The sequence below is a fragment of the Nocardia brasiliensis IFM 10847 genome (assembly GCF_000710915.1).
GTDB lineage: Bacteria > Actinomycetota > Actinomycetes > Mycobacteriales > Mycobacteriaceae > Nocardia > Nocardia brasiliensis_A.
On record NZ_BAUA01000091.1, the window covers coordinates 37,426 to 60,580 of the forward strand.

Consider the following 23,155-nt stretch of genomic DNA (forward strand, 5'->3'; position numbering starts at 1 on the left):
TCATTTGATGACGGCGATGCACTGTACTCACTGCGGCGGCGACGGCCTGGTCCCCGGTTTCATCGAGGATTCCGGCGACAGTTCCCGCGGCCACGTCCGCTGGACCGAGGGCGCCCTGGAGATCGGCTCCTGGGGCGCCATCCGCACCGGCCGGCCCCACTGGCTGGTCGATGCCTACCGATGTCGGGACTGCTCGCACCTGGTCCTGTTCACCAGGCCCCAGGAGAAGTAAGAAGCGCCTCAGCGGGGGCCGAACTGCCGATCGCCTGCGTCGCCGAGGCCGGGGACGATGTAGGCGTTCTCGTTCAGGCCCTCGTCGACGGCCGCGGTGACCAGGCGTACCGGATGCCCCGACGCGGCCAGCGCGGCCACCCCCTCCGGTGCGGCGACCACGCAGATCGCGGTGATGTCGGTGGCGCCACGGGCGGCGAGCAGTTCCAGGGTGTGCCGCATCGAGCCGCCGGTGGCCAGCATCGGATCGAGCACGTAGACCGGGAGTCCGGCCAGATCGTCGGGCAGCGACTCCATATACGGGACCGGCTGATGGGTCTGCTCGTCGCGCGCGATACCGACGAAGCCGACCCTGGCGTCGGGGACCAACTCGGCGGCCGCGTCCACCATGCCCAGGCCCGCCCGCAGCACCGGCACCAGCAGCGGCGGCTGGGCCAGCCGCGCACCCTGGGTGACGGCCACCGGCGTGCTGATCTCGAATCGCTGCGCGGGCGCGTCGCGCAGCGCCTCGTAGATGAGGATGCGGGTGAGATCGCGCAGCGCGGTACGGAAGGCGGAATTGTCGGTTCGCGCATCTCGCATCGTGGTCAACAGGGCGGCGGCGAGCGGGTGGTCCACGGTGTCAGTACGCATGAGGGAACGATAAAGTGAGTCAGGGTCTGCCGCCGAAAGCTCGCCCCGAAAGTTTTTTCGCATCGGTGGGAACCGAACGGGAAGAGCGCGCGTCGAACCAAGTGGATGACGTACTCTGCCTGGGAACAAGGATGGGGGAAGCTCTGATGCGGAAGATGTCGGCGGATACCGAGGGCATCGCGGCCTACGGCGCGACCGCGCATGTGATGGCCGGCGAAATGGCCACGGCCGCGGCCGGCGCGGCGGCGGCCGAACCCGTATTACTGGGCCCGATCATGGGACTCATCGGCGGCGATTTCATGGCCGCTTACGCCGCGGCGCACGCCGGGCACGTCGCCGCCATCGGGCAATTGTCCGCGGTGCTGACCAGCATGGGCGGCGCGGCCACCGGCGCAGCCACGGTACTCACCGAAACCGACGTCGACCACGCGGGATCGCTGCAGAGCGCGGCCGCCGAACTGGACGGGTGAGCTCGTGATCGATATCGAGGCACTGGCCAAACCGATCATCGAGCTGCTGTCCAGCTTCGGTTCCGGCGTACTGCCGTCCGGCGGACCGTCCGACGCGCTGCGCGGCACGTCCAGCGTGGTCGACCAGATCCACCAGATGGGTCGCGACAGCATCAACGGTATGAACACGGCCTGGGACGGCCAGGCCGCCGACGCCGCCACCGCCAAGGCGCTGCGGGTGCAGACCTCCGCCGCCACCATCTCCGACCGTGGCAACGACATGGCAACCGTGGTGAATCAGGCCGCGGCCCAGGTCGAGACGGGCCAGAAGGAACTCACCGGCATCGTCGAATCGTTCGTGAACACCGCCGTCAGCGCGGGCCCCGCGCTGGCCACGCCGGCGGGCATGACGATGATCGTCGGTTCCGCGATCGACCACCTCGGGCAGGCGCTCAACGTGGTCGGCCGGGTGCGCAGCGAGCTGGACACGCAGACCGCCTCGATGACCGAGCTGACGCCGCCGCCGTCCACGCCGTCGCTCGCGGGCACCGCCACCTCCGCCGCGAGCGCGCAGCAGTTCGTGTCGACCGCGACCAGCGCGCTCAGCGGTGCGGGTTCGATGGCGAGCGGCCTGATGAGTTCGGCGATGTCCACCATCCCGGCGTCGATGCCGAGCACCACCGCCAACACTCAGAACGCGCCGAGCACCACCACGAAGCCCAACACGGGTTCGTCGGGTCTGTCGGCCGACGGCAAGGGCGTGAAGATCACGCTGCCCGACGGCAGCGTCGTCGAGGCGCCCAACGAAAAGGCGGCGACCGCCGTCCGCTCGGCGATCAGCGCGGTCGGCACCCCGTATGTGTGGGGCGGCAACACCCCCGGCGCCGGATTGGATTGCAGCGGACTCACCAAATTCGCCTACGGCGAGGCCGGCGTCGACATCCCTAGACTGGCCGCCGATCAGGCCACCGGAAGTCCGGTCTCCCCCGGCGACCTGATGCCCGGCGATCTGGCCATCTGGGATGGCCACGTCGCCATGGTGATCGGCAACGGACAGTTCGTCGAGGCCGGTGACCCGGTCCAGATCAGCTCTATTCGAACGGAGAACTCAGGAATGGGCTTCCACGGCTTCTACCGGCCGACCTCATGACGCAGCCGCAGATTCCGAACGTCACGGTGGCCGCCAGCACCAACCGGTCCGGGACCATCTCGGTGCGCGCCACCGATCAGGGCATGCCGGTGGAGATCAAGTTCGAGCGCAGCGAATACCGTTACGGTGCTCAGACTCTCGCGAACGAGATCCTGCGGCTCACCAAGCGCTCCACCGTCGCCGCGAAAGCCCGCAGGCGCGAATTGCTGGCCGAGGCCGGCATGCCCGCCGACATCCTCGACCGGCTCGGCCTGCCCACCCGGCAGGCCGCGGTCGACGAGCTGGACCGGATCGACGACGCGGACACCGGACCGACGACCTGGATGAGGCCCGTATGAGCGAGCGGAGCGAGCGAGCGATGGTTACTGCCGCATGAGTGCCGAGATGGACGCGTTGGTCGCCAACGCGACGCAGAAGCTGGAGGCGCTGGAGGCGGCGCTGTACGGCCTCAAGCAGGTCCGGGGTCGCCACACCACCGACGACGGCTCGGTCACCGTCGAGGTGGACAGCGACGGCGCGCTCGTCGCGCTGAGCCTCGCCGAGACCGTCACCTCGCTGCCGCCGGCCGAGGTCGGACAGCTGATCGTCTGGGCGTGCAGGCAGGCCGCGGAGGACGCGGGCAACCAGCGCTCGAAGGTCGTTGCGACACTGAACGAGTCGTTCGTTCCGCCGGCGAACCCCGCCGGCGGAACCATTGGGGGCGGGCCGGATAGTGCCTGACGCGGAAGGTAGATAGGCTTCCGCTCATGGCTTCTGGAGACATCGTCCCGATCGAGCTCGGCCTGACCGACGGCGATCTCGTCACCCTGTGGGCACCGCGCTGGCGAGACGGTGACGACGAGTGGGAGGCGTTCCTCGGACACGAGGACTCCCTCTACGGTTTCGAGACCGTTGCGGAGCTGGCCGCGTTCATCCGGACCAACTCCGACAACGACCTCGTCGACCATCCGGCGTGGAAGGTCGTCGCCGGGCTGTCGGCGGTGGAACTGGAGCCGGAGGAGAACTTCTCCTTCGATCTGGTCGCCGTGCCCGAGCTGGCGGCGGGCGAGCCCGAGGTGGAGACCATCGCCGAGCTCGAAGACACCCTCAGCATGGTCCGCAACATCGGCGAGGTGTGCGAACTGGAGACGGTGACCAAGTTCTTCGGGTCGCATCCGGTGCTCGGCGCGCTGCCCGGCGGTGTGAACGCCTTCCTCGGCCGCGACGGCGAAGAGCTGTGGGACCAGATCGGCGCCGCCATCGCCAAGGGCTGGGACGACGTGCTGGACGCCATCGACTCGGTCGTGCAGACCCCCGACGTCGACGCGGAGGCGGTCGCCGTCGCCGAGGCCGAACTGCTGGCCGCCGAGGAGAACGTGGTCGACGCCGACGACGCGGCGGACAACGAAGAAGACGAGTTCGAGCCCGTCGACCTGGATGCCGACGACGAGGACGAAGAAGACGAGGACGAATCGTTCTGGAACGAGGTCGGCATCGACCCGGTCAAGATCGTCACCTCGGACGGCACGTACTTCACGCTGCGCTGTTACCTGGACGACGAGCCGATCTTCCTCGGCAGCGACAACGCGATCACGGTGTTCACCTCCGAGCGCGCGCTGGCCCGCTACCTGGCCGACGATCACGAGCACGACCTGGCGCGCGTCAGCACCTTCACCGATGTGCAGACCGCCGCGGTGGACGGCTCGCTGGAGGTCGAGGTCACCGACGAGAACGTCTACGTACTACCCGGGCTGGCCGACGATCTGGCCGAGGGCCCGGAAGCGGTCGACATCGAACAGCTCGACCTGGCGGTCGAATTGTTCACCGACGCCTCCGACTACGCGGGCGACGATGTCGTGGAACAGGCCCTGGCCCAGTCCACTCCGCTCGGCTGGTATGTGTCGTACCTGCTGAACCCGGACCCGAGCCGGATGGCGCCCAACCCGCCGTTCGCCGCCGAGGCGCAGTCCTGGCGGGAGCTGGAACGCAATTTCGAATCCCGGCTCAACCCGCAGTAGACCCGGACCCGCAGTAGCCACGAGCCCCCGCCGCATCCGCGACGGGGGCTCGGCTTGTTTCGGCTTCGGTTGCCGCCGTGGTCAATTCACCGCCGTGGTCAATTCAGCCGGATCCAGATCTGCTCGGCCCGGCCGAGCAGCCGGTCGTCGGCGCCGTAGACGGCGGTGGACGCGAACGATTTGCGGCCCTGCGCACCGTGCGCCTCGCCGACCACGACGCACTGCTCCCCGATCGAGGGCAAGTCGTGCACCGTCGCGGTCATGGAGCCGAGCAGGGCGGGCCGGTCCATCATGTCGGGCAGCGACCAGCCACCGGGGCAATCCATGGCGGCCCACACGATGGCGGGGCCGAGCGGTAGCGAGGCGTCGGGAATCCACGGTGCCGCCACCCGGCCCGCGTCCACCGCGCCCGCCTCGATGCGCAGGCCGTCGGCGCGGCCGCTGCCGCAGACGAAGCAGGACGCGAACATCTCGTTGGATCGGTACGAACTCGCGGCCGCCGCGGCTGTCGCGTAGGGCACCGATTGCGGTGCGGCGCGGTCGAATTCACCGGCCCTGCTTTCGGCGACCAGGGTATCGCCGTCGTACAGGTGCCCGTCACGCAGGTCGAGCGGAGTGTCCAGCGGCGGGCGGTTGCGCAGGATCACGGTGACCGCGGCCTCGTCGCGCTGTTCGGCGAGCAAGCCGCCCACGTATCCGCCGTTACCGGTGCCGGGCGGGCCGTTGAATCGACTCGGAATGCGCAGTGTCGCCATAGCGGCCACGCTAGCGAAACCGGGTGCAGTCACTCACGGACTGTCACCCGGTTCACACCGCCTAACCGAGCAGCACCGCGTAGCCCGGCTTGATGATGTCGTCGATGATCCGCAGCCGCTCCGGGAACGGGATGAACGCCGACTTCATCGCGTTGATGGTGAAACGTTCGAGATCGCTCCAGCCGTAGTCGAACGTGTCGACCAGCTTGAGCATCTCCTTGCTCATGGTGGTGTCACTCATCAGCCGGTTGTCGGTGTTCACCGTGACCCGGAAGCGCAGCCGGGCCAGCAGGTCGAACGGGTGCTTGTCGAGCGAGGGCACCGCGCCGGTCTGCACGTTCGACGACGGACAGAGCTCCAGCGGGATGCGCATATCCCGCACGTAGTTCGCGACCAGTCCCAGGCGGGCGTCCTCGATCGCGCCGGGCACGCTGATGTCGTCGGTGATCCGCACGCCGTGGCCGAGCCGGTCACAGCCGCAGAAGGCGAGCGCCTCGTGGATCGAGGGCAGCCCGAACGCCTCGCCGGCGTGAATGGTGAAGTGCGCGCTGTTGGCGCGCATGTATTCGAATGCGTCCAGGTGCCGGCTGGGCGGGAACCCGGCCTCCGCACCCGCGATATCGAAGCCGCCCACGCCGCGATCCCGGAAGCGCACGGTGAGCTCGGCGATCTCGCGCGAGCGTGCCGCATGCCGCATGGCGGTGAGCAGGCAGGTCACCACGATCGGGCGGCCTGCGGCCGCGGCCGCCGCCTCGCCCTCCCGGAAGCCGGCCAGGGTGTGCTCGACGACCTCGTCGAGGGTCAGTCCGCGCTCGAGGTGCTGTTCGGGGGCGAAACGCACCTCGGCGTACACCACCCCGTCCGCGGAGAGGTCTTCCGCGCATTCGCGGGCGACCCGGCGCAGACCCTCCGGCGTCTGCATGACGGCGACGGTGTGCGCGAAAGTTTCCAGATACAGTTCCAGCGATCCGCTGTCGGCCGCGTCGCGGAACCAGGCGGCCAGCGCCGCCTCGTCCGTGGCGGGTAGGTCCGCATAGCCGCACTCGGCGGCCAGCTCCAGCACCGTGGCGGGCCGTAGACCACCGTCGAGGTGGTCGTGCAGCAGCGCTTTTGGCGCCTGTCGGATCGAGGCAAGGGTCAATGCGGTCGGTCCAGTCATGTAATGACGGTAGCCGCACCTCGCCGCAACGGCACCCGACTGACGTAGTGGCAACCATCTCGTTGCCCGCCCATCCCGTGACGGCCCACACCCGGACACCGGACAGACGCTCGGTCTGCTCGCGGAGCCGGTGCTGCGTGCGGCAGTGCTCCCGTTGTCCACCAGGCTGTTTCGTGCAGCCGGAGCCGCCGTGCGTCGAGCCGTGCGGGCCGCTCAGACGCCGATTCGTCCGAGGAGCAAAGGGGCGGTGGGCTTCTCACCGGTGTCGCCGATGGCGACAGCCTCCCGCAGCGCGTCCTGCGCCCCGGCGAACGCGTCGGGGGTGTCGGTGTGCAGGGTGAGCAACGGCTGCCCGGCAGAGACGGAATCGCCTGGCTTGGCATGCATTTCGACGCCCGCGCCGAACTGCACCGGATCGCCCTGCCTGGCCCGGCCCGCGCCGAGCCGCCACGCCGCGATGCCGACGCCCATGGCATCCAGGCGGGTGAGCACGCCGGCACGCTCGGCCTTGATCACCTCGGTGTGTTTCGCGGTGGGCAGCGCGGCATCCGGGTCGCCGCCTTGCGCCCGGACCATCGCGCGCCAGTGATCCATCGCCCGCCCGTCGGCCAGCACGTCGGCCGGGTCGACGTCGAGCCCGGCCAGTGCGACCATCTCGCGCGCGAGCGTGACGGTGAGTTCGACGATGTCCGCGGGCCCGCCCCCGGCGAGCACCTCCACCGACTCGGCCACCTCCAGCGCGTTACCCGCCGTCCGGCCGAGCGGGGTGTCCATCGCGGTGAGCAGCGCCACCGTGCGCACGCCCGCGTCAGTGCCCAATTCGACCATGGCCGTGGCCAATTCGCGCGCGCCGTCGAGCGTCTTCAGGAACGCGCCCGCGCCGACCTTCACGTCGAGCACCAAGGCCGCGGTGCCCTCCGCGATCTTCTTGCTCATGATCGAACTGGCGATCAACGGGATGGATTCCACGGTGCCGGTGACATCACGCAGTGCGTAGAGCCGTTTGTCCGCCGGTGCCAGGTCGGCGCCCGCCGCGCACACCACCGCGCCGACAGCGGGGTCACTGAGCAACTCGCGCATCCGCGGCACCGAAACGTCGGCCTGCCAGCCGGGAATCGCTTCCAGCTTGTCGAGCGTGCCGCCGGTGTGACCGAGCCCGCGCCCGGACAGCTGCGGAACGGCCGCGCCGCACGCGGCGACCAACGGCGCCAACGGCAGCGTGATCTTGTCGCCCACCCCGCCGGTCGAATGCTTGTCCACGGTGGGCCGGGGCAGATCGGTGAAGTCCATCCGGCGGCCGGACGCGATCATCGCGGCGGTCCAGCGCGCGGTCTCGCGCCGGGTCATCCCTCGCCACACGATCGCCATGGCCAGGGCCGACATCTGCTCGTCGGCCACCACCCCCTTGGTGAACCCGTCAATCACCCAGTCGATCTGGGCGTCCGACAGCGCGCCGCCGTCACGCTTGGCAGTGATGATCGAAACCGCGTCCAGTGCCGTCACATTCGCCAGTCTGGCACGAGCCGGCCGCCGATAGCTGGTTCTTGTCGGTACCCTCCGATAGCCTCAGCGCATCAATCGAACACGGGGCAAGGGGGACCAATGACATCGGCACACCTCGACCGCCGCGTCCGCGAGCTGGCGACGCGCGTCACCGATATCGAAGACACGCACAGCGAGTCGTTGTACGAGCTGAAGCGCCGCGTCACCGGGATAGAACTGGTGCAGCGCCGCAGCTTCGCCCTCCTCTTGCGCCATATCGGCGTCCCCGCCGCGGACATCCCGGCGATCACCAGCGCCACGGAGGACGACATCGACGCTGCCCTCGACGCGGACTGCTGAGGCCGACCAGCCTGGTCGAACGGCTTACAGCTGGCCGGCGTCCAGGTCGTCGGGGCCGAAGGCGTCGGGAAGCAGGGCGGCGAGGCGGACGGGACCACGGCGGTGATCGACCAGCAGGTCGGACCCGCCGTGCTCGTAGAGGAGCTGGCGGCAGCGCCCACAGGGCATCAGGATTTCGCCGCGGGAATCGCATACGGCGAGGGCGAGCAACCGGCCCCCACCGCCGGAATGCAAGTTACCGATGAGTACGCATTCGGCACACAGGGTCAAACCATATGAGACATTTTCCACATTGCAGCCCCGCACAATTCGACCATCGGCGCTGAGAGCCGCTGCTCCGACCGGAAACCGCGAGTACGGTACATAGGCATTACGCATTACTTGAATTGCGTTGTCACGCAGGGATTTCCAGTCGATTTCCGGCATCGTGAACCCCTTCTCGAGCGAGCCCGACCTGGCCGCAACGGGCCCTCAGCGGAACCCTTCACGCATCAAGAAAGGCAAACCTAACCCGCCCGACTGTAGCGCAACGCACGGCACGCCGAATTAGTTCCGGCAAACCGAGAGGATTAGAGTCCAAATAGATCGGTTCAGGTTCCCGGCAGCGGGCCGCAACGCAGCCACCTGGGCATATGCCCCGGAACGCAGCCGGCGTCGAATCAGCGAACCGGGTCCATCAACGACGTTGGAGGCACCGCACTCTATGACCACGATAGAAGCTCCGGCCCAGCCGAAGCGGAAGACGCTGTACCGAGGCGACCCCGGAATGTGGTCCTGGGCGCTGCACCGGATCACCGGTTGCACCATCTTCTTCTTCCTCTTCGTGCACGTCTTGGATACCGCGCTGGTCCGAGTCAGCCCGGACACCTACAACCAGGCGATCGAGACCTACAAGACGCCCATCGTCGCCCTGATGGAAATGGGCCTGGTCGTCGTCGTGCTCTTCCACGCGCTCAACGGCGTCCGCGTGATCCTGGTCGACTTCTGGGCCAAGGGCCCCAAGTACCAGCGCACGATGCTCTGGATCATCCTCGCGATCTGGTTCGTGCTGGCGGTTCCCGCCATCGGTCGCCAGTTCTTCTACCTCTTCACGGAGCACTGAGATGCGTGAGCGAAGCGAGCAAAAAATGACAACAGCCGCCAGTGCGGTCATGCCGGAGCCGAGCGTCAGCGAGGTGCAGGCATGAGCGCACCTGTACTTGGTAAGTCTTATGACCGGCCGGCCAGCCTCGATTCGCCGCGCTCGCCCCGCGCCCGCTCGAAGAACAACTTCGAGATGTACGCCTGGGTGTTCATGCGCTTCTCCGGCCTGCTGCTGATCGTCCTCGTGCTCGGCCACATGACGATCATGCTGCTGCTCGACGGCGGCGTGAAGCGGCTCAACTTCGGTTTCGTCGCCGGCCGCTGGGCCAGCCCGTTCTGGCAGATCTGGGACCTGACCATGCTCTGGCTCGCCCAGCTGCACGGCGGCAACGGCCTGCGCACGGTGATCGCGGACTACTCCCGCAAGGACTCGACTCGGTTCTGGCTGAACACCCTGCTGGCCATTTCGATGATCCTGATCCTGGCCGTCGGCACGTACGTCATCTTCACCTTCGACCCCAACATCAGTTAGGAACAGGCCACTTCGATGAGTGAATCGCGGATTCAGGAGCATCGCTACGACGTCGTGATCGTCGGTGCCGGTGGCGCCGGCATGCGCGCGGCGATCGAGGCCGGGCCCCGGGCGCGTACCGCCGTCCTGACCAAGTTGTACCCGACCCGCAGCCACACCGGCGCGGCACAGGGTGGCATGTGCGCCGCACTGGCGAACGTCGAAGAAGACAACTGGGAATGGCACACCTTCGACACCGTCAAGGGTGGCGACTACCTGGTCGACCAGGATGCCGCGGAGATCATGGCCAAGGAGGCCATCGACGCGGTGATGGACCTGGAGAAGATGGGTCTGCCGTTCAACCGGACGCCCGAGGGCAAGATCGACCAGCGTCGTTTCGGTGGTCACACCCGCGATCACGGCAAGGCTCCGGTACGGCGCGCGTGCTACGCGGCCGACCGCACCGGTCACATGATCCTGCAGACGCTGTACCAGAACTGTGTCAAGCACGACGTCGAGTTCTTCAACGAGTTCTACGTGCTCGACCTGGTGCTCAGCGACACCGACCGGGGCCAGGTCGCCACCGGCGTCGTCGCCTACGAGCTGGCCACCGGTGACATCCACGTCTTCCACGCGAAGTCGATCATCTTCGCCACCGGCGGCTCCGGCCGGATGTACAAGACCACCTCGAACGCGCACACGCTGACCGGCGACGGCATGGCGATCGTGTTCCGCAAGGGTCTTCCCTTGGAGGACATGGAATTCCACCAGTTCCATCCGACGGGCCTGGCCGGTCTCGGCATCCTGATCTCCGAAGCCGTGCGCGGCGAGGGCGGCATCCTGCGCAACGCCAGCGGTGAGCGCTTCATGGAGCGCTACGCCCCCACCATCAAGGACCTCGCGCCGCGCGACATCGTCGCCCGCTCGATGGTGCTGGAGGTGCTCGAGGGTCGCGGCGCCGGGCCGAACAAGGACTACGTCTACATCGACGTGACCCACCTCGGCGAGGACGTGCTCGAGGAGAAGCTGCCCGACATCACCGAATTCGCGCGCACCTATCTGGGTGTCGACCCGGTGACCGAGCTGGTGCCGGTCATGCCCACCTGTCACTACGTGATGGGTGGTATCCCGACCAAGATCCGCGGCGAGGTGCTGCGCAACAACACCGACGTGGTGCCCGGCCTGTACGCCGCGGGCGAGTGCGCCTGCGTGTCGGTGCACGGCTCCAACCGCCTCGGCACCAACTCGCTGCTCGACATCAACGTGTTCGGCCGCCGCGCCGGCATCGCCGCCGCCGAGTACGCACACCGCACCGAGTTCGTGGACCTGCCGGACAAGCCCGCGCAGATGGTGCAGGACTGGCTCGCGCTGATCCTGTCCGAGCACGGCGACGAGCGGGTCGCCGATATCCGCACCGAGTTGCAGTACACGATGGACATGAACGCCGCCGTGTTCCGCACCGAGGACACCCTCAAGCAGGCCCTCACCGATATCCACGTGCTGAAGGAGCGCTACAGCCGGATCACGGTGCAGGACAAGGGCAAGCGCTACAACAGCGACCTGCTGGAAGCCGTCGAGCTCGGCTTCCTGCTGGAGCTGGCCGAAGTCACCGTCGTCGGTGCGCTCAACCGGAAGGAATCGCGCGGCGGCCACGCCCGCGAGGACTACCCGGACCGCGACGACGTGAACTTCATGCGGCACACGATGGCCTACAAGGAAAGCGCGGATCTGATCTCCGATATCCGCCTCGACTTCAAGCCGGTGGTGCAGACCCGTTACGAGCCGATGGAGCGTAAGTACTGATGACTGCCGTACTCGAGAAGACCCCTCCGGCCAAGCCCGCGCCGGTCCCCGAGGGCTCCGTGATGGTCACCGTCAAGGTGGCCCGGTTCAACCCGGAGGACGACAAGGGTGCGCACTGGGAGTCGTTCCAGGTGCCGGTGCTGCCGACGGACCGATTCCTCAACGTGCTCATCTACATCAAGTCCTACCTGGACGGCACGCTGACGTTCCGGCGGTCCTGCGCGCACGGTGTGTGCGGCTCCGACGCCATGCGGATCAACGGGGTGAACCGGTTGGCCTGCAAGGTGCTGATGAAGGACATGCTGCCCAAGGGCGACAAGACCCTCACCATCACCGTCGAGCCGATCCGCGGCCTGCCCGTGGAGAAGGACCTCGTGGTGAACATGGAGCCGTTCTTCGACGCGTTCCGCGCGGTGAAGCCGTACCTGATGACCTCGGGCAACGAGCCGACCCGCGAGCGCATCCAGTCGCAGGCCGACCGCGCGCGCTTCGATGACACCACCAAGTGCATCCTCTGTGCGTGCTGCACCACCTCGTGCCCCGTGTACTGGAGTGACGGCAGCTACTTCGGTCCCGCCGCCATCGTCAACGCGCACCGCTTCATTTTCGACAGCCGCGACGAGGGTGCCCGCGAACGCCTCGACATCCTCAACGATGTCGAAGGTGTCTGGCGTTGCCGCACCACCTTCAACTGCACCGACGCATGCCCCCGCGGCATCGAGGTCACCAAGGCCATCCAAGAAGTCAAGCGCGCCCTCCTCTTCGCCCGCTGACCAGCCCCCGCGAAGGCCGCCTCCATCGAAAGATGCAGGCGGCCTTCGCCGTTCCCGGGGGCGGGCTCATCCTCGGCTGATCGGAAACTTCTCCAAGTGGTCCAGGAGCAGACCGATTACTACCGAGATGATCACGAAAGACCCGAACCATCGCCAAGTTTGACTCGCTGCCTGCCACAGCCAATTGCCACGCCAGCCGGCTTGCGGCGGTCCTTCGGTAGCCCTCACCCAGATGCCCCATCGAACAACGGCCCACGCGGCGACGAACATCAGCGTCGGGAGGTAGCTGAACGGCTCCTTCGGTTGGTAGTTGCGTACTTCGCCGAAGGCCACGAGCAACAATCCTGCGGTAACCAGCAATAGAACGAGGCGGGTTGCCCATATCACCTGTGTGAGGCGATCGGAGACCCCCTCACGTGCGGCAGGGTCCATCGGCCCGGTGAACAGCACACGAACACTGAAACCTCCTTGGGCACGGAACTGGGCCAGTAACGCACGTAGATCGTCGCGGCGTTCACTCAGCCAGGTCCGCCAAAAGGTGGCGACGTCACGCGGCGGCCGGGCGAAGCCCCGAAAGTACAGCAGCCCGCGCATCCGGGTCCGGCCACGCAAGAAGCCGCGGCCGAAGATGTCGTCTCGCTCTATCCGGTTGCCGCGTCTGACCGTCTGCCAACGTAACAACTCATGTATCTCGCGGCCATTTCGGCGCCGCCGGCCTGGCCGGTGATGGTGACAACGCTGCCACTCACCCAGCACACGGTTACGACACGGACGGCCTGTGGTGGTCAGCGGGTACTCGCATGGAACCGGCCACGCCTTCCCTCGAGACCACCACACCGCCCCAGCCATTACCGCCATGATGATCGGGAAGATCAGAGCGAAGGTCAGCGGCCACGGCACATCCCAAGGGCTCAGGTACTCGAGCACTCCGGCGAAGAGCCCCAGCAGACGTCTGAAATGATCGAATATCTCCCCCATTTCATGATGGTACGGCGCGATGTGCCACGTTGAGATCTATTCGCCGTCGATCTAACAAAACTATGCACGCGTCCAATTACGCACTCACATAGCACGTTTCGCGCCTCAGAAGGGTACCCATGGATCGAAGAATCTCGTCCAACCGGGTCCGGCCCGTGATGGTCCGTACAGAGCGGAGCCGCTAGTTGTCGTAGGAGGCGACGCCTACGGGGCCGACGCCGAGGCAGGTGGTGAGGTTCGGGGTGCGGGAGGAGATGCGGAGGGCGGAGCCGCTGCCGGTCAGGCGGACGTAGACGGTGTTGAGGCCTGCCTGGACCGGGACGGTGACGGGGGTGCCGTGCTCGAAGGCGACGGCTAGTTTGCCGTCGCGGCCGGCCAGATAGTTGAGCTGGGCGGTCCATTCGTGTTCGAGCATGGGCCCGTCGAGTCGGACGGTGACCGGGTCGCCACCGTGAATTCGATAGCCGCACTGGGGGTCCGGGCCCGGCAGGATGCGGCGGTTCCACCAGACTTGGGCATCGACGACGGTGCCGGTGTCGGTGATCATGCGCAGGCGCGGGGTCGAGTCGGCGAAGGTGCCCGGCGCGGCGACGGGGGCGAGTACCCGGCTGGCCAAATTCTGCGGGTAGGCCAGCGGGTTCAGCACGTCCCAGGGGACCTCCTGTTCCAGCAGCGGTACCCCGTCCCAGTGCGCGAGGGCCGACTTCACGTTCGCGACATAGGTTTTCGTCGGACTCGGGCGCCAGGAGCGCACGAAAGTATAAGTGGAGCACAGGCTGCTGACGACGAACAACGCCGTCAGCGCGACTGCGGTACGGGACCCGAACCGCCGAGGTAGCGGTCGGCGCGGACGCGCCCGCAGGAGCAAGGCACCCACGACAGCGAACGTCACGCCCAGATCGGCGAAATAGCGCAGCGACTGCATGAGTTCGGCGGCCGTATTCGGTCCGCCGCGTACCAGCGCGACCGGCAACTGCAGCAACAGCACATAGGCGACGGCGAGCACCCACACCGGCCACACCCCGCGCCGCAGGTACACCGACAGTGCCACCACCGAAATCAGCACCACCCAGGCCAGCACGACGGCGCCGCTCGGCGGATCGGCCCAGGGCGCGGCGGGCAACCAGCGCTCCCACCGCCACGGCCCACCGACCAAGGCGGGCACCACGCCGAGCGAGGTCGCATTGGGCAACCAATCCCGCATGCCCTCCGGATTGTTGTGCACACCGGACACCCCGACGACTGCCAGATACCCCGCCAGCCAGCACACCAGCACCGAACCCGAACCCACCCACAGACGTTTCCCGCCTCGCACCACCTCGCCCACCACCGATCCCCGCCCACCTACGCCCCGCTGCCCGGCGCCGCGCTGCGCAAGCGCCACAGACTCCCGACTTCCCACGCCCCGCTGCTCGGCGCCGCACCGCGCAAGCGCCACAGACTCCCGCCCACCGCCATCCCGCTGCCCGGCGACTTGCGCTCGCACAACAGATCCCCGCCCACCGTGCTGCTGTCGGTCGAGGTACTGCGTCAGCGTCGCGACCGTGAACGCGACGAACGGCACGATCACCGACTTCTCGAAGAACAGGAGTGCGATCGCGAGCACGACGACCCCGGAGACCGCGTAGCGGCGGCGACCGGTGCGCAGCAGAAGCAGCGCGTCTCCGATGACCCAGGCGAGCGCGAATTGCAGTGGCAGTGTGTTCAATGCGGCCGACCACCACGCGAAGGCAGGCAGCGTCACCGGTGAGAAGAGAAAGAAGACGAGCGGCACCAGCAGCGCCCACCGCAGGCCGAGCAGCAGGCGCAACAGGCGCAGCACCGCCGCCGAGACCGCGAGCTGTCCGAGGACCAGCACCAGCACCGGTCCTGCCCACACCAACGGAGCCACCCGCGTCACCACCCAGGCGACGACGAAGGCGAGCGGCATGAAATGCCCGTCGTGGTTGTGCAGCAACAGTTGCGTGGACAGCAACGGATATCGAGCGGCCCGGCCGACCAGGATCAGGTCGTCCCAGTAGAAGTAGCCGCCGGCCGCCACCCAGCCCCGAAGTACGAGCTGCAGCGCGATCAAACCACCTGCGACGAGCAGGACTGGCGGCACGCGCCGAGCCCGGCCGACGCGGGCCACGAGGCCGTCGGGCCGCGCGGCAAAGGCCGCGTCCACGCTCTCCGCAGACCGCATTGCACCCGCCGGACTCGCAGCCACGCCACTCGAGTCCCGACCGGACCCGACCTTCGGTACGACCGCAGCGGTGTCCATGCCGCCTCACCCTAGGGCCTGGTTCATGAGTCCCGGTTGAACCAGGCCCCGAGAGACCAGCGCGACCGCGGACGCGCGGGATCAGGCCGCGTAGCCGGTCGCCTTCTCCACTTCGACGCGTACCGCGACCCGGACCTCGCCCGGCGCGGGCAGCGCGTGGTCGCGACCGTCGTACTTCCAGGACAGTTCGTGGCCGACCCGCAGATCGTCGTCGTGTGTGATGGTCGCGCGTCCACGCAGTTCGACGTAGCTCTCACCGTCCGCCGAGTCGATCACCGTCACGCTGACCCGCGGGTCGCGCAGCATGTTCCGGTGCTTGAGCCGGCCTGCCAAGGTGGAGAACAGCAGGTCGTTGCCGTCCCGCAGCACCCACATCGTGGAGGTCTGCGGACTGCCGTCGGCGTTCAGGGTGGCGAGCACCGCGTAGTTCTTGCCGTCGAGCAGGGCGATGGTGGCGGGGCTGAGCGTGATTCCCATGTCTGGACAGTAGGCGAAGCGCCGGGCACCGCTCGACCGTTTTCCGGGCCGCCTGGTCCGTCCGGCAGCGATCGAGGGCAATGTGCCCGCACTACTGCCGGGTTGCCGGTAAGTTGATCTTGGACGTGTTCTCCAGGTTGCCGATACATCGTCAGCCACGCCACACCGCTCACCGTGCGTGGCCCGGAGGAAGGCGCTCATTCATGTTCATGCTCCGCACCGCGATCGCCGCCACCCTGCTCACCTGCCCGGCACTGGTCGCCGCGGCGGCGACGGCCTCCGCGCCGACCGGGAATGCGCCACATCGGGATTCCGCAGTGAGCGCGGTCGTCACCACCCATCTCCCCGGAGCGGCCACATCGCAGGCCGTGCTCAGCACGCTGCTGTACCCGGGCCTCGTCCCGATCGCGACACCGCGCCGCACGGTGCTCAACAGCCTGCTGTATCCGGGTCTGGTCGACACCGCGGGCCCGCTCGGCACCGGCGGCGCCGCCCTCGGCCTCGGCCTGGCCGCCCTGATCGGCACCGGCAGCGCGATGCTGGGGACCGGCAGCGCCGCCGCCGCGCCATGGGCGGCCGTGCTCGGCACCGGCAGCGCCGCGGCGGGCACCGGCAGCGCGGCACTCGCGCCGCTGGGCGTCGTGCTCGGTACCGGCGCGGCGTTCCTCGGCACCGGCAGCGCGGCTCTGGGAGCCTCGGGCAGCGTGGCCAGCGGTGGCCTCGGCACCCCGTTGGCCATGCTCGGTGCGGGCAGCGCGGCGGCGGGCACGGGCAGTGCCAGCCTGGCGGGCGCGGGCGCGGCGGCCGCACCGTTCGCGGCGATGGCGGGCACGGGCAGCGCCATGCTCGGCAACGGCAGCGCCGCCGCCGTCCCGTTCGGCGTCGCCCTCGGGGCGGGGATGGCGGCCGGAATCGCCACCGGCAGTGCCGGAATGGCCTCGCTCAGCGCCGCGTCACCGGTCGCGGGCACCCCCGGACGCCGACCTCGGCACCGGCACCGGCAAGACCGAACCCGAGTACAAGCCGCTCCGGCTCGGCCCGCCCAGCTGAGGTCGCGGCAGTAACTTCCCCGGGCCTCGGCCGGACAACCCGCACACGACCCACCAGCAGCCAACGCCCGGCGGGCCCGCAGATTACCGATATACCCTGACGTATGGGTCTGTCGCGACGCCAACTGCTGAGATTCGGGGGTGCCGGGTCGCTTGCCGTGCTGGTCGGGACCGCCGCGGCGAGCAGCACCCGCTTTCGCGCCCCGCGCTGGTCCGACGACCCGTTCACGCTCGGCGTGGCCTCAGGCGAGCCGACGGCCGACGGCGTGGTGTTGTGGACGCGGCTCGCCCCGGATCCGCTCGCACCCGACGGACTGGGCGGGATGCCGTTGGCCCCGGTGAGCGTGGACTACGAAATCGCGCACGACGAGCAGTTCCGGCAGGTGGTGGCGCGCGGCACGGCGGTCGCGACCCGCGAACTGGCACACAGCGTGCATCCCGAGATCAGCGGGTTGGCGCCGGACCGGTGGTACTTCTATCGATTCCGGGCCGGATCGGCGCTCTCGCCGGTGGGCCGGACCCGCACGGCGCCGCCGCCCGGGCGGCCGACCGCGCGGATGCGTTTCGCGTTCGCGTCGTGCCAGTCGTGGACCTCGGGCTTCTTCACCGCCTACCAGCACATGGCTGCCGAGGACCTGGATCTCGTTGTGCACCTGGGCGATTACATCTATGAGCGGGGCTGGAACCGCGGGCGTGCGGGCATGTCGATGGAACCGCACATGCAGCGCGAGGCGGTGGACCTGGCCGGGTACCGGTTGCGCTACGCACAGGCCAAGGCAGAGCCGCCGCTGCGCGACGCACATGCCGCGTTCCCGTGGCTGGTCACCATGGACGACCACGAGATCGACAACAACTGGGCGGGCGACTCCCCCGGTCTCGGCCTCGACATCTACCGCCTGCCCGCGCTGTTCCGCCGCCGCAAGGCCGCCGCCTTCCAGGCGATGTACGAGCATCAACCGCTGCGGCTGGCGCAGCTGCCCGCCGGGCCGTCGATCCACCTGCACCGCCGCTACGCCTTCGGCGACCTGGCCGAGATCACCATGCTCGACACCCGGCAGTACCGCGACAAGCAGGCCTGCGGCGACGGCAACACCGTCATCGATTGCGCCGACCGCCTCGCCGCCGACCGCACGATACTGGGTGCGCGGCAACGCGATTGGCTGATAGACGGATTCGCCGGCTCGGCGGCGCGCTGGCAGATCCTCGGTAATCAGGTGTCGATGGGTCAGTCCGATCAGGACGCCGGACCGGTCACCGCGGTCGGCACCGACTCGTGGGACGGCTACGTCGCCGACCGCAACGCGGTGCTCGGCGCGGCCGCCGACCTCGGTGTACGCAATCTCGTGGTGATCACCGGCGACCGGCACCAGAACCATGCCGCGAACCTGCGCCGCGACTTCGCCGACCCCGAATCACCGGTCGTCGCTTCGGAATTCATCGGTACGTCGATCAGCAGCGGCGGCGACGGGGTGGACATGAACCCGTCCGGTCGCAATCTGCTCGCCGCCAATCCCGATCTGAAGTTCTTCAACGCGCAGCGCGGCTACGTCCGCGTGCAACTCGAGCACGGCCTGTGGCGCAGCGACTTCCGGGTGGTGCCGTACATCCGCCGCCCGGGCGCGCCCATACAGACCCGGGCCACGTTCGTGGTGCAGGAGGGCACCCCGGGCGTGGTGCAGGACACGCAATCCGAGCCGGCTCCCCCGTCGTCGACACCGGACTCGGCCGCGGCCCCACCCGCCACCGGCCCTCGTTAGCCGTTGCCGCACAAGCTGTTTCCCGCACGTCACCTGCTGACGGGCGGGAAACAGCGAAGGTAGCGACGACTATCGGACCGGGACCGGCAACTCCGGCGGGGCCAGCTCTTCCGCGGTGGTGGTGGAACGCTCGGACGGCGTGCGGAAGGTGGCTTCGATGGTGGCCCGCTCGCGCCACAGGTGGATCAGCGCGAGGACGAAGATCGTCGTGCCGACCACGTTGGCCGCGAAATGCCACCACACCCGATAGGTCCACAGCCCGGGACCGGGGTCGAGCAACCCGAACCAGGTCGACAGCCCGATGGCCTTCGCTCCCAACGCCACCGAGACGGTGAGCGCGATGTGTTCGAGGCCGTGGATGCCCTGCATCAACACGCCCATCCGGCCCCATTTGCGCGCCTTGCTCTCCAGCGCCCGATGCGTGATCAGCGCGACCCCCACCAGACCGGCGAGGAACTGGAAATTGCCTGCCAGATGCAGGATCTCCATGCCGAGTGTCGGTTTCGAGGTGTCGACCTGCCCGAATCCGTTCGCCAGGCCGGTGCCCCACGGGGTCATCCAGGCCGGCGAGTTCGGGTGCCCGAGCCAGTAGCCGACCTGCAGCACGTGTTCCTGGAAGTGGCCGATCTGCGCAAGGACGCCGAGCCCGATGACGCCCAGACTCGCGCGGTACATCCACGGCCGCACGCCGCGACGCATGGCGACGATCAGCACGGCTACCGCGGCCCACATCACCACCATCCACGCCAGCATCGCGATCGCGCCGGCGATCTCCCATCCGGTCGCACCCGCACCGTGATGCATGTTTTCCATCTCGTACCGCCTGTCGCCACCCAATGAATACGGGAATACAAACAGGGTAATTCAAGGCCTGCCATCGCGATCCAAATAGCACATTTTCACTTTTCTTCCGGAACCGCCGCCCATCATCGGTATCACGAATATAATGTTGCTATTTCCAGACATGCCACAATTCAGGCTGCGTGCTGCGTAAACGGCGCGCTGAACAGCGCCTATCCCCGTTTGCATTCGATCCTCGAGCCGATATCGCCGGATAACCGAGTTATCCGGCGATCATCTGCTGACCGACCAGAAAGTTTATTATCGTCGCCGATGCCGATAATACAACGCACCGGTCAGTACGAAATGGCGGGCGCGCTGGCCCACGCTTCGCCCGCAATTACCACATGGTCGAGGAAGCGGAGACCGACGGTGCGCGCGGCCTCGGCGAGCAGCGTGGTGGCGCGGCGATCGTCCAGGCTGGGCGCCGCGTCGCCGGACGGGTGGTTGTGCACGACGGCGAAGGCGCGGCCGTCGTGGCGCAGGACGGTGTTCAGGATCTCGCGGACCGGGACGGCCACCTGGTCGACCGCGCCTTCGGCGACGAACACCTTGCGCCGCAACCGATTCTGCGCGTCGCACACCAACACCAGCAGCCGCTCCACCCGCGCGCCGGTGAACAGCGGGCGGGCCGCGGCGGCGACATCGGACGCGCCGGTGAGCCGCGTCGCGGTGCCGGTGCCGGCGCGGGCGCGCGCGCCGAGATGGAACGCAGCGACGAGGGCTGCGGCCTTGGCCGTCCCGATGCCCGCGCGGCGGGCCAGCTCCTCGGGGCGCGCCGCCGCCAGCTCGGCCAGGCCGCCGTGCTCGACGAGCAACTCCACCGCCAGATCGAGGGCGCTCGCCCCGGGCCTGCCGTGGCGTAGCAGCAGAGCCAGTAATTCGGCGTCGCTGAGCGCCTGCGGGCCGAGGGCGAGCAGTCGCTCGCGCGGGCGCTGCTCGACGGGCACATCGATAAGAGAAACCGGCATCGTTCCACCCCTTGGTCACGGCGACAGTGTCACGTAGTGTGCCAGGACCCACCGACATGGTGTCCGCGCCCGCGCGCCGCCCGAGTTGTCCGGTCCTGCCGATTGCGGTTCGGTGTCCGTCCGGCAGACTGAGTACGTCACACGGAGTACAGGGGTCGACGAATGTGCACATCGCGCAAGGGAACCGCGGCATCCGAGCGGGTTGCCGCGCTGACCGCGCTGCTCACCGCGGTCGTGTTGCTGGCCGCCGGGTGCGGCGGCGGCACGGACGCGGCGCCGCCGCCGGTCCCGACCCTGGATCGGTACTACCAGCAGCAGATCGCGTGGGGCTCGTGCGACGACTATCCGGGCGGCGGAGCCGAACTCACCGCCGCCGGAATCCAGTGCGCGCGGGTGACCGTGCCGATCGACTACGGCCGGCCCGACGGTGAGACGGCGCAGATCGCGATCTCCCGGCTGCGCGCCACCGGCGCCAAAGTCGCTTCGCTGCTGACGAATCCGGGTGGGCCGGGCGTGCCCGGCCTGCTCATGCCGCTGGCGCTGGCGAAGCTGCCGGTGGCCGAACGCTTCGACGTGATCGGGATGGACGTGCGCGGGCTCGGCGCATCGACCCCGTTGGTCCGGTGCCGTTCCACGAAGGAGCACCTCACCAGCCGACGCGTGCTCGGTATGACGGATCCGTTCGCCGAGATCGACCAGATCGAGCAGGAGAACGAGGAATACGCGGACTCGTGCGCCCAGCGCACCGGGCTGGCACTGCTCGGGCACGTCGGCACCGGTGACGTCGCCCGCGACATGGATGTCATCCGCGCCGTGCTCGGCGACCGCAAACTGACCTACTTCGGCGGGTCCTACGGCACCCGGCTGGGCTCGACCTATGCCGAACTGTTCCCGGACCGGGTGCGCGCCATGGTGCTCGACGCCCCCGTGGATCCGACCACGAACATCGGCGACGAAGTGATCACCTCGGCCGGTTTCCAGCAGGCCTTCGACGCCTACGCCACGGATTGCGCCAAAGCGCCGGACTGCCCGCTCGGCACCGATCCGAAGAAGGCGACGGAGGCCTATCGCGCCCTGGTGCTACCGCTGATCCGACGCCCGATCCGTACCCAGGACCAACGCGGCCTCGACTACGACGCGGTCATCACCGCGACCATCGCCTCGCTCTACAACCCGGAGTCCTGGCCCGCGCTCACCCGGGGTTTGACCGAACTCGCCAACGGCCGCGGCGACGCGCTGCTCGGCGAAGCGGGCGAGTACCAGGAGGTCTCCTCCGACGACGTGCACCGCGCGGTGCTCTGCCTGGAGGAGGTGCGGGTGACCGACCGCGCGGTGGCGACCGATATCGACCGCCGATCCCGCAGTGCCGCGCCGATTTTCGACGACGGCGTGGCCACCGGCCAGACGCCGCTGGACGCCTGCGCGTTCTGGCCGATCCCGCCGACCGCGCAGCCGCACGTGCCGAACGTGGCCGGGTTGCCGAAGGTCGTGGTCGTCGCGGTGACGGGTGATCCGGCGACGCCCTACGCCGGCGGCGTCACACTCGCGAAGACCCTCGGCGCCACACTGATCACCTACGAGGGCACCCAGCACGGCGTGACCTTCGAGGGCGTCGCGTGCGTGGACGAACCCGTACTGAAGTATCTGATCGACCTGACCGCACCGGCCGAGGGCCTGCGCTGCCGCAAGTCCTGAGCCGGCTATCCGTCGACTACCACTACCTCGGGCCCCGGCAGCGCGAACAATGCTGTCGCGGCGAGCTTTTCGAGATGGCGTAGCTGGCGTTCGTGCACGACGATCCGGCGCAGTGCCTCGTTGATGGTGGCGTTGCTCGTCGAGGTGCCCATGATCGCGGCAGCGGCGGCGAGCAGTTTCTGGTCGAGATCGATCCGCACGGATTTCATGCGTCCTCCTTCGTACGTTCGCCATTTTGCGCTGTCTCGCCCGCTCATGTCCGGCAAATCGATCAGAGTCACCGAATTCGCCGAGTTTTTCAGGGCCGCAAGTAGGTTCGGCACCCGGGTGAACAGGCACATAGGCGGTTCCCGGCACACACTCGGCATCGTCTTCGGCACCGCGAGCCCGGACGGGTAGGACGACCCGACAGCCACTGGTCAGCTCGCCGTCGGATCAGGCGGTCCTACGCCGGTATGTGGACACGAATCGGGCACCAGCTAGACACTTTGTCAAGCTGAATGTCCGTTTGTTGTCGCCGGGCCGTCGCGGTGCTTGCATCGTCGTATGTTCACCGAAGCTCAGCTGTACTCACCGGTGACCCGGTCCGGCGACGGCGATGTGACCGTCCACCTGAGCGACGAGCACCCTGGCGTGCACGACGCTGACTACCGGACCCGGCGCAACGCCATCGCCGAACTGGCACTCGACTACGCGCCGGGCAAGCCGGTTCCGCAGATCGACTACACCGACGAAGAAC

The 23,155-nt window shown here is 68.2% G+C and carries 25 protein-coding genes and 1 pseudogene; 15 read left to right on the forward strand and 11 right to left on the reverse strand.

The window, feature by feature from the left end; genetic code table 11:
* Positions 1 to 7 precede the first annotated feature (7 nt).
* Positions 8 to 232 (forward strand): hypothetical protein, encoded by a 225-nt coding sequence (locus NBRGI_RS20135; RefSeq protein WP_014981909.1) that lies wholly within the window; start codon positions 8 to 10, stop codon positions 230 to 232.
* A gap of 8 nt (positions 233 to 240) precedes the next feature.
* Here the strand turns inward: NBRGI_RS20135 and upp are convergent, their stop codons facing one another.
* Entirely contained in the window at positions 241 to 864 is a 624-nt protein-coding gene (gene upp, locus NBRGI_RS20140) for a uracil phosphoribosyltransferase (protein ID WP_029898580.1), read from the reverse strand.
* 146 nt (positions 865 to 1,010) lie between these two features.
* Between upp and NBRGI_RS20145 the strand changes: the two genes are divergently transcribed.
* The 5 genes from NBRGI_RS20145 to NBRGI_RS20165 are packed head-to-tail and all read left to right on the forward strand — an operon-like array spanning position 1,011 to position 4,460.
* Positions 1,011 to 1,334 carry a type VII secretion target gene (locus NBRGI_RS20145; protein WP_036560002.1) on the forward strand — a complete coding sequence of 108 codons (324 nt, stop codon included), beginning with the start codon at positions 1,011 to 1,013 and terminating at the stop codon, positions 1,332 to 1,334.
* Between the two features lie 4 nt (positions 1,335 to 1,338).
* Complete coding sequence (locus tag NBRGI_RS20150; protein WP_029898584.1) at positions 1,339 to 2,463, forward strand: C40 family peptidase; 1,125 nt, start codon at positions 1,339 to 1,341, stop codon at positions 2,461 to 2,463.
* Positions 2,460 to 2,801, forward strand: a complete 342-nt coding sequence (locus tag NBRGI_RS20155; protein ID WP_029898586.1) for a hypothetical protein — start codon at positions 2,460 to 2,462, stop codon at positions 2,799 to 2,801. The genes NBRGI_RS20150 and NBRGI_RS20155 overlap by 4 nt, the downstream gene beginning before the upstream one ends.
* A gap of 34 nt (positions 2,802 to 2,835) precedes the next feature.
* Positions 2,836 to 3,183: a YbaB/EbfC family nucleoid-associated protein gene (locus NBRGI_RS20160; RefSeq protein ID WP_014981904.1), complete on the forward strand. Its 348-nt coding sequence runs from the start codon at positions 2,836 to 2,838 to the stop codon at positions 3,181 to 3,183.
* 26 nt (positions 3,184 to 3,209) lie between these two features.
* A complete protein-coding gene (locus NBRGI_RS20165) occupies positions 3,210 to 4,460 on the forward strand; it encodes a hypothetical protein (protein WP_029898589.1) in 1,251 nt (416 codons plus the stop codon).
* Between the two features lie 98 nt (positions 4,461 to 4,558).
* Here NBRGI_RS20165 and NBRGI_RS20170 read toward each other — a convergent pair whose 3' ends face one another.
* The 3 genes from NBRGI_RS20170 to NBRGI_RS20180 form a co-directional block, all read right to left on the reverse strand.
* Positions 4,559 to 5,215, reverse strand: a complete 657-nt coding sequence (locus NBRGI_RS20170) for a hypothetical protein (protein ID WP_029898591.1) — start codon at positions 5,213 to 5,215, stop codon at positions 4,559 to 4,561.
* 61 nt (positions 5,216 to 5,276) lie between these two features.
* A complete protein-coding gene (locus NBRGI_RS20175; RefSeq protein ID WP_014981901.1) occupies positions 5,277 to 6,374 on the reverse strand; it encodes an adenosine deaminase in 1,098 nt (365 codons plus the stop codon).
* A gap of 213 nt (positions 6,375 to 6,587) precedes the next feature.
* Complete coding sequence (locus NBRGI_RS20180) at positions 6,588 to 7,877, reverse strand: thymidine phosphorylase (protein ID WP_029898593.1); 1,290 nt, start codon at positions 7,875 to 7,877, stop codon at positions 6,588 to 6,590.
* 99 nt (positions 7,878 to 7,976) lie between these two features.
* Here NBRGI_RS20180 and NBRGI_RS20185 point away from each other — a divergent pair, with 99 nt between their 5' ends.
* Positions 7,977 to 8,216, forward strand: a complete 240-nt coding sequence (locus tag NBRGI_RS20185; protein ID WP_029898595.1) for a hypothetical protein — start codon at positions 7,977 to 7,979, stop codon at positions 8,214 to 8,216.
* 24 nt (positions 8,217 to 8,240) lie between these two features.
* Here NBRGI_RS20185 and NBRGI_RS20190 read toward each other — a convergent pair whose 3' ends face one another.
* A complete protein-coding gene (locus NBRGI_RS20190; RefSeq protein ID WP_029898597.1) occupies positions 8,241 to 8,642 on the reverse strand; it encodes a cytidine deaminase in 402 nt (133 codons plus the stop codon).
* Between the two features lie 277 nt (positions 8,643 to 8,919).
* Here NBRGI_RS20190 and sdhC point away from each other — a divergent pair, with 277 nt between their 5' ends.
* The 4 genes from sdhC to NBRGI_RS20210 all read left to right on the forward strand — a co-directional run bounded on the left by sdhC (position 8,920) and on the right by NBRGI_RS20210 (position 12,386).
* Positions 8,920 to 9,318, forward strand: coding sequence for a succinate dehydrogenase, cytochrome b556 subunit (gene sdhC, locus NBRGI_RS20195; protein ID WP_081869145.1), 399 nt, complete (start codon positions 8,920 to 8,922; stop codon positions 9,316 to 9,318).
* A gap of 81 nt (positions 9,319 to 9,399) precedes the next feature.
* Positions 9,400 to 9,831 carry a succinate dehydrogenase hydrophobic membrane anchor subunit gene (locus tag NBRGI_RS20200; protein ID WP_014981896.1) on the forward strand — a complete coding sequence of 144 codons (432 nt, stop codon included), beginning with the start codon at positions 9,400 to 9,402 and terminating at the stop codon, positions 9,829 to 9,831.
* Positions 9,832 to 9,861: 30 nt separating this feature from the next.
* The gene (sdhA, locus tag NBRGI_RS20205; protein ID WP_036560010.1) at positions 9,862 to 11,613 is read left to right on the forward strand and encodes a succinate dehydrogenase flavoprotein subunit; all 1,752 of its coding nucleotides are present in this window, start codon (positions 9,862 to 9,864) and stop codon (positions 11,611 to 11,613) included.
* The gene (locus NBRGI_RS20210) at positions 11,613 to 12,386 is read left to right on the forward strand and encodes a succinate dehydrogenase iron-sulfur subunit (protein ID WP_029898603.1); all 774 of its coding nucleotides are present in this window, start codon (positions 11,613 to 11,615) and stop codon (positions 12,384 to 12,386) included. The genes sdhA and NBRGI_RS20210 overlap by 1 nt, the downstream gene beginning before the upstream one ends.
* A 66-nt stretch (positions 12,387 to 12,452) precedes the next feature.
* Here the strand turns inward: NBRGI_RS20210 and NBRGI_RS47585 are convergent, their stop codons facing one another.
* The 3 genes from NBRGI_RS47585 to NBRGI_RS20225 form a co-directional block, all read right to left on the reverse strand.
* The gene (locus tag NBRGI_RS47585) at positions 12,453 to 13,364 is read right to left on the reverse strand and encodes a hypothetical protein (RefSeq protein WP_148310885.1); all 912 of its coding nucleotides are present in this window, start codon (positions 13,362 to 13,364) and stop codon (positions 12,453 to 12,455) included.
* 181 nt (positions 13,365 to 13,545) lie between these two features.
* Positions 13,546 to 15,549: a hypothetical protein gene (locus NBRGI_RS20220; RefSeq protein WP_370627803.1), complete on the reverse strand. Its 2,004-nt coding sequence runs from the start codon at positions 15,547 to 15,549 to the stop codon at positions 13,546 to 13,548.
* Positions 15,550 to 15,708: 159 nt separating this feature from the next.
* On the reverse strand, positions 15,709 to 16,104 hold the full coding sequence (locus NBRGI_RS20225) for a PPOX class F420-dependent oxidoreductase (protein ID WP_029898609.1): 396 nt from the start codon (positions 16,102 to 16,104) through the stop codon (positions 15,709 to 15,711).
* A gap of 203 nt (positions 16,105 to 16,307) precedes the next feature.
* Between NBRGI_RS20225 and NBRGI_RS20230 the strand changes: the two genes are divergently transcribed.
* Together NBRGI_RS20230 and NBRGI_RS20235 are read left to right on the forward strand one after the other, a co-directional pair.
* Positions 16,308 to 17,168, forward strand: a complete 861-nt coding sequence (locus NBRGI_RS20230) for a hypothetical protein (RefSeq protein WP_029898611.1) — start codon at positions 16,308 to 16,310, stop codon at positions 17,166 to 17,168.
* Positions 17,169 to 17,257: 89 nt separating this feature from the next.
* Positions 17,258 to 18,910, forward strand: a complete 1,653-nt coding sequence (locus NBRGI_RS20235; protein ID WP_029898613.1) for an alkaline phosphatase D family protein — start codon at positions 17,258 to 17,260, stop codon at positions 18,908 to 18,910.
* A 69-nt stretch (positions 18,911 to 18,979) separates the two neighbouring features.
* Here NBRGI_RS20235 and NBRGI_RS20240 read toward each other — a convergent pair whose 3' ends face one another.
* A complete protein-coding gene (locus NBRGI_RS20240; protein ID WP_051727902.1) occupies positions 18,980 to 19,723 on the reverse strand; it encodes a DUF6008 family protein in 744 nt (247 codons plus the stop codon).
* A gap of 323 nt (positions 19,724 to 20,046) precedes the next feature.
* Positions 20,047 to 20,721 carry a RadC family protein gene (gene radC, locus NBRGI_RS20245; protein WP_029898617.1) on the reverse strand — a complete coding sequence of 225 codons (675 nt, stop codon included), beginning with the start codon at positions 20,719 to 20,721 and terminating at the stop codon, positions 20,047 to 20,049.
* A 162-nt stretch (positions 20,722 to 20,883) separates the two neighbouring features.
* On the opposite strand from radC, the gene NBRGI_RS20250 reads away from it, so the two are divergent.
* The gene (locus NBRGI_RS20250) at positions 20,884 to 22,416 is read left to right on the forward strand and encodes an alpha/beta hydrolase (RefSeq protein WP_029898619.1); all 1,533 of its coding nucleotides are present in this window, start codon (positions 20,884 to 20,886) and stop codon (positions 22,414 to 22,416) included.
* Between the two features lie 5 nt (positions 22,417 to 22,421).
* Here NBRGI_RS20250 and NBRGI_RS20255 read toward each other — a convergent pair whose 3' ends face one another.
* Entirely contained in the window at positions 22,422 to 22,625 is a 204-nt protein-coding gene (locus NBRGI_RS20255; RefSeq protein WP_014981886.1) for a type II toxin-antitoxin system VapB family antitoxin, read from the reverse strand.
* Between the two features lie 337 nt (positions 22,626 to 22,962).
* Here NBRGI_RS20255 and NBRGI_RS20265 point away from each other — a divergent pair.
* A pseudogene (locus NBRGI_RS20265) lies at positions 22,963 to 23,155 on the forward strand (phenylalanine 4-monooxygenase); the annotation flags it as partial.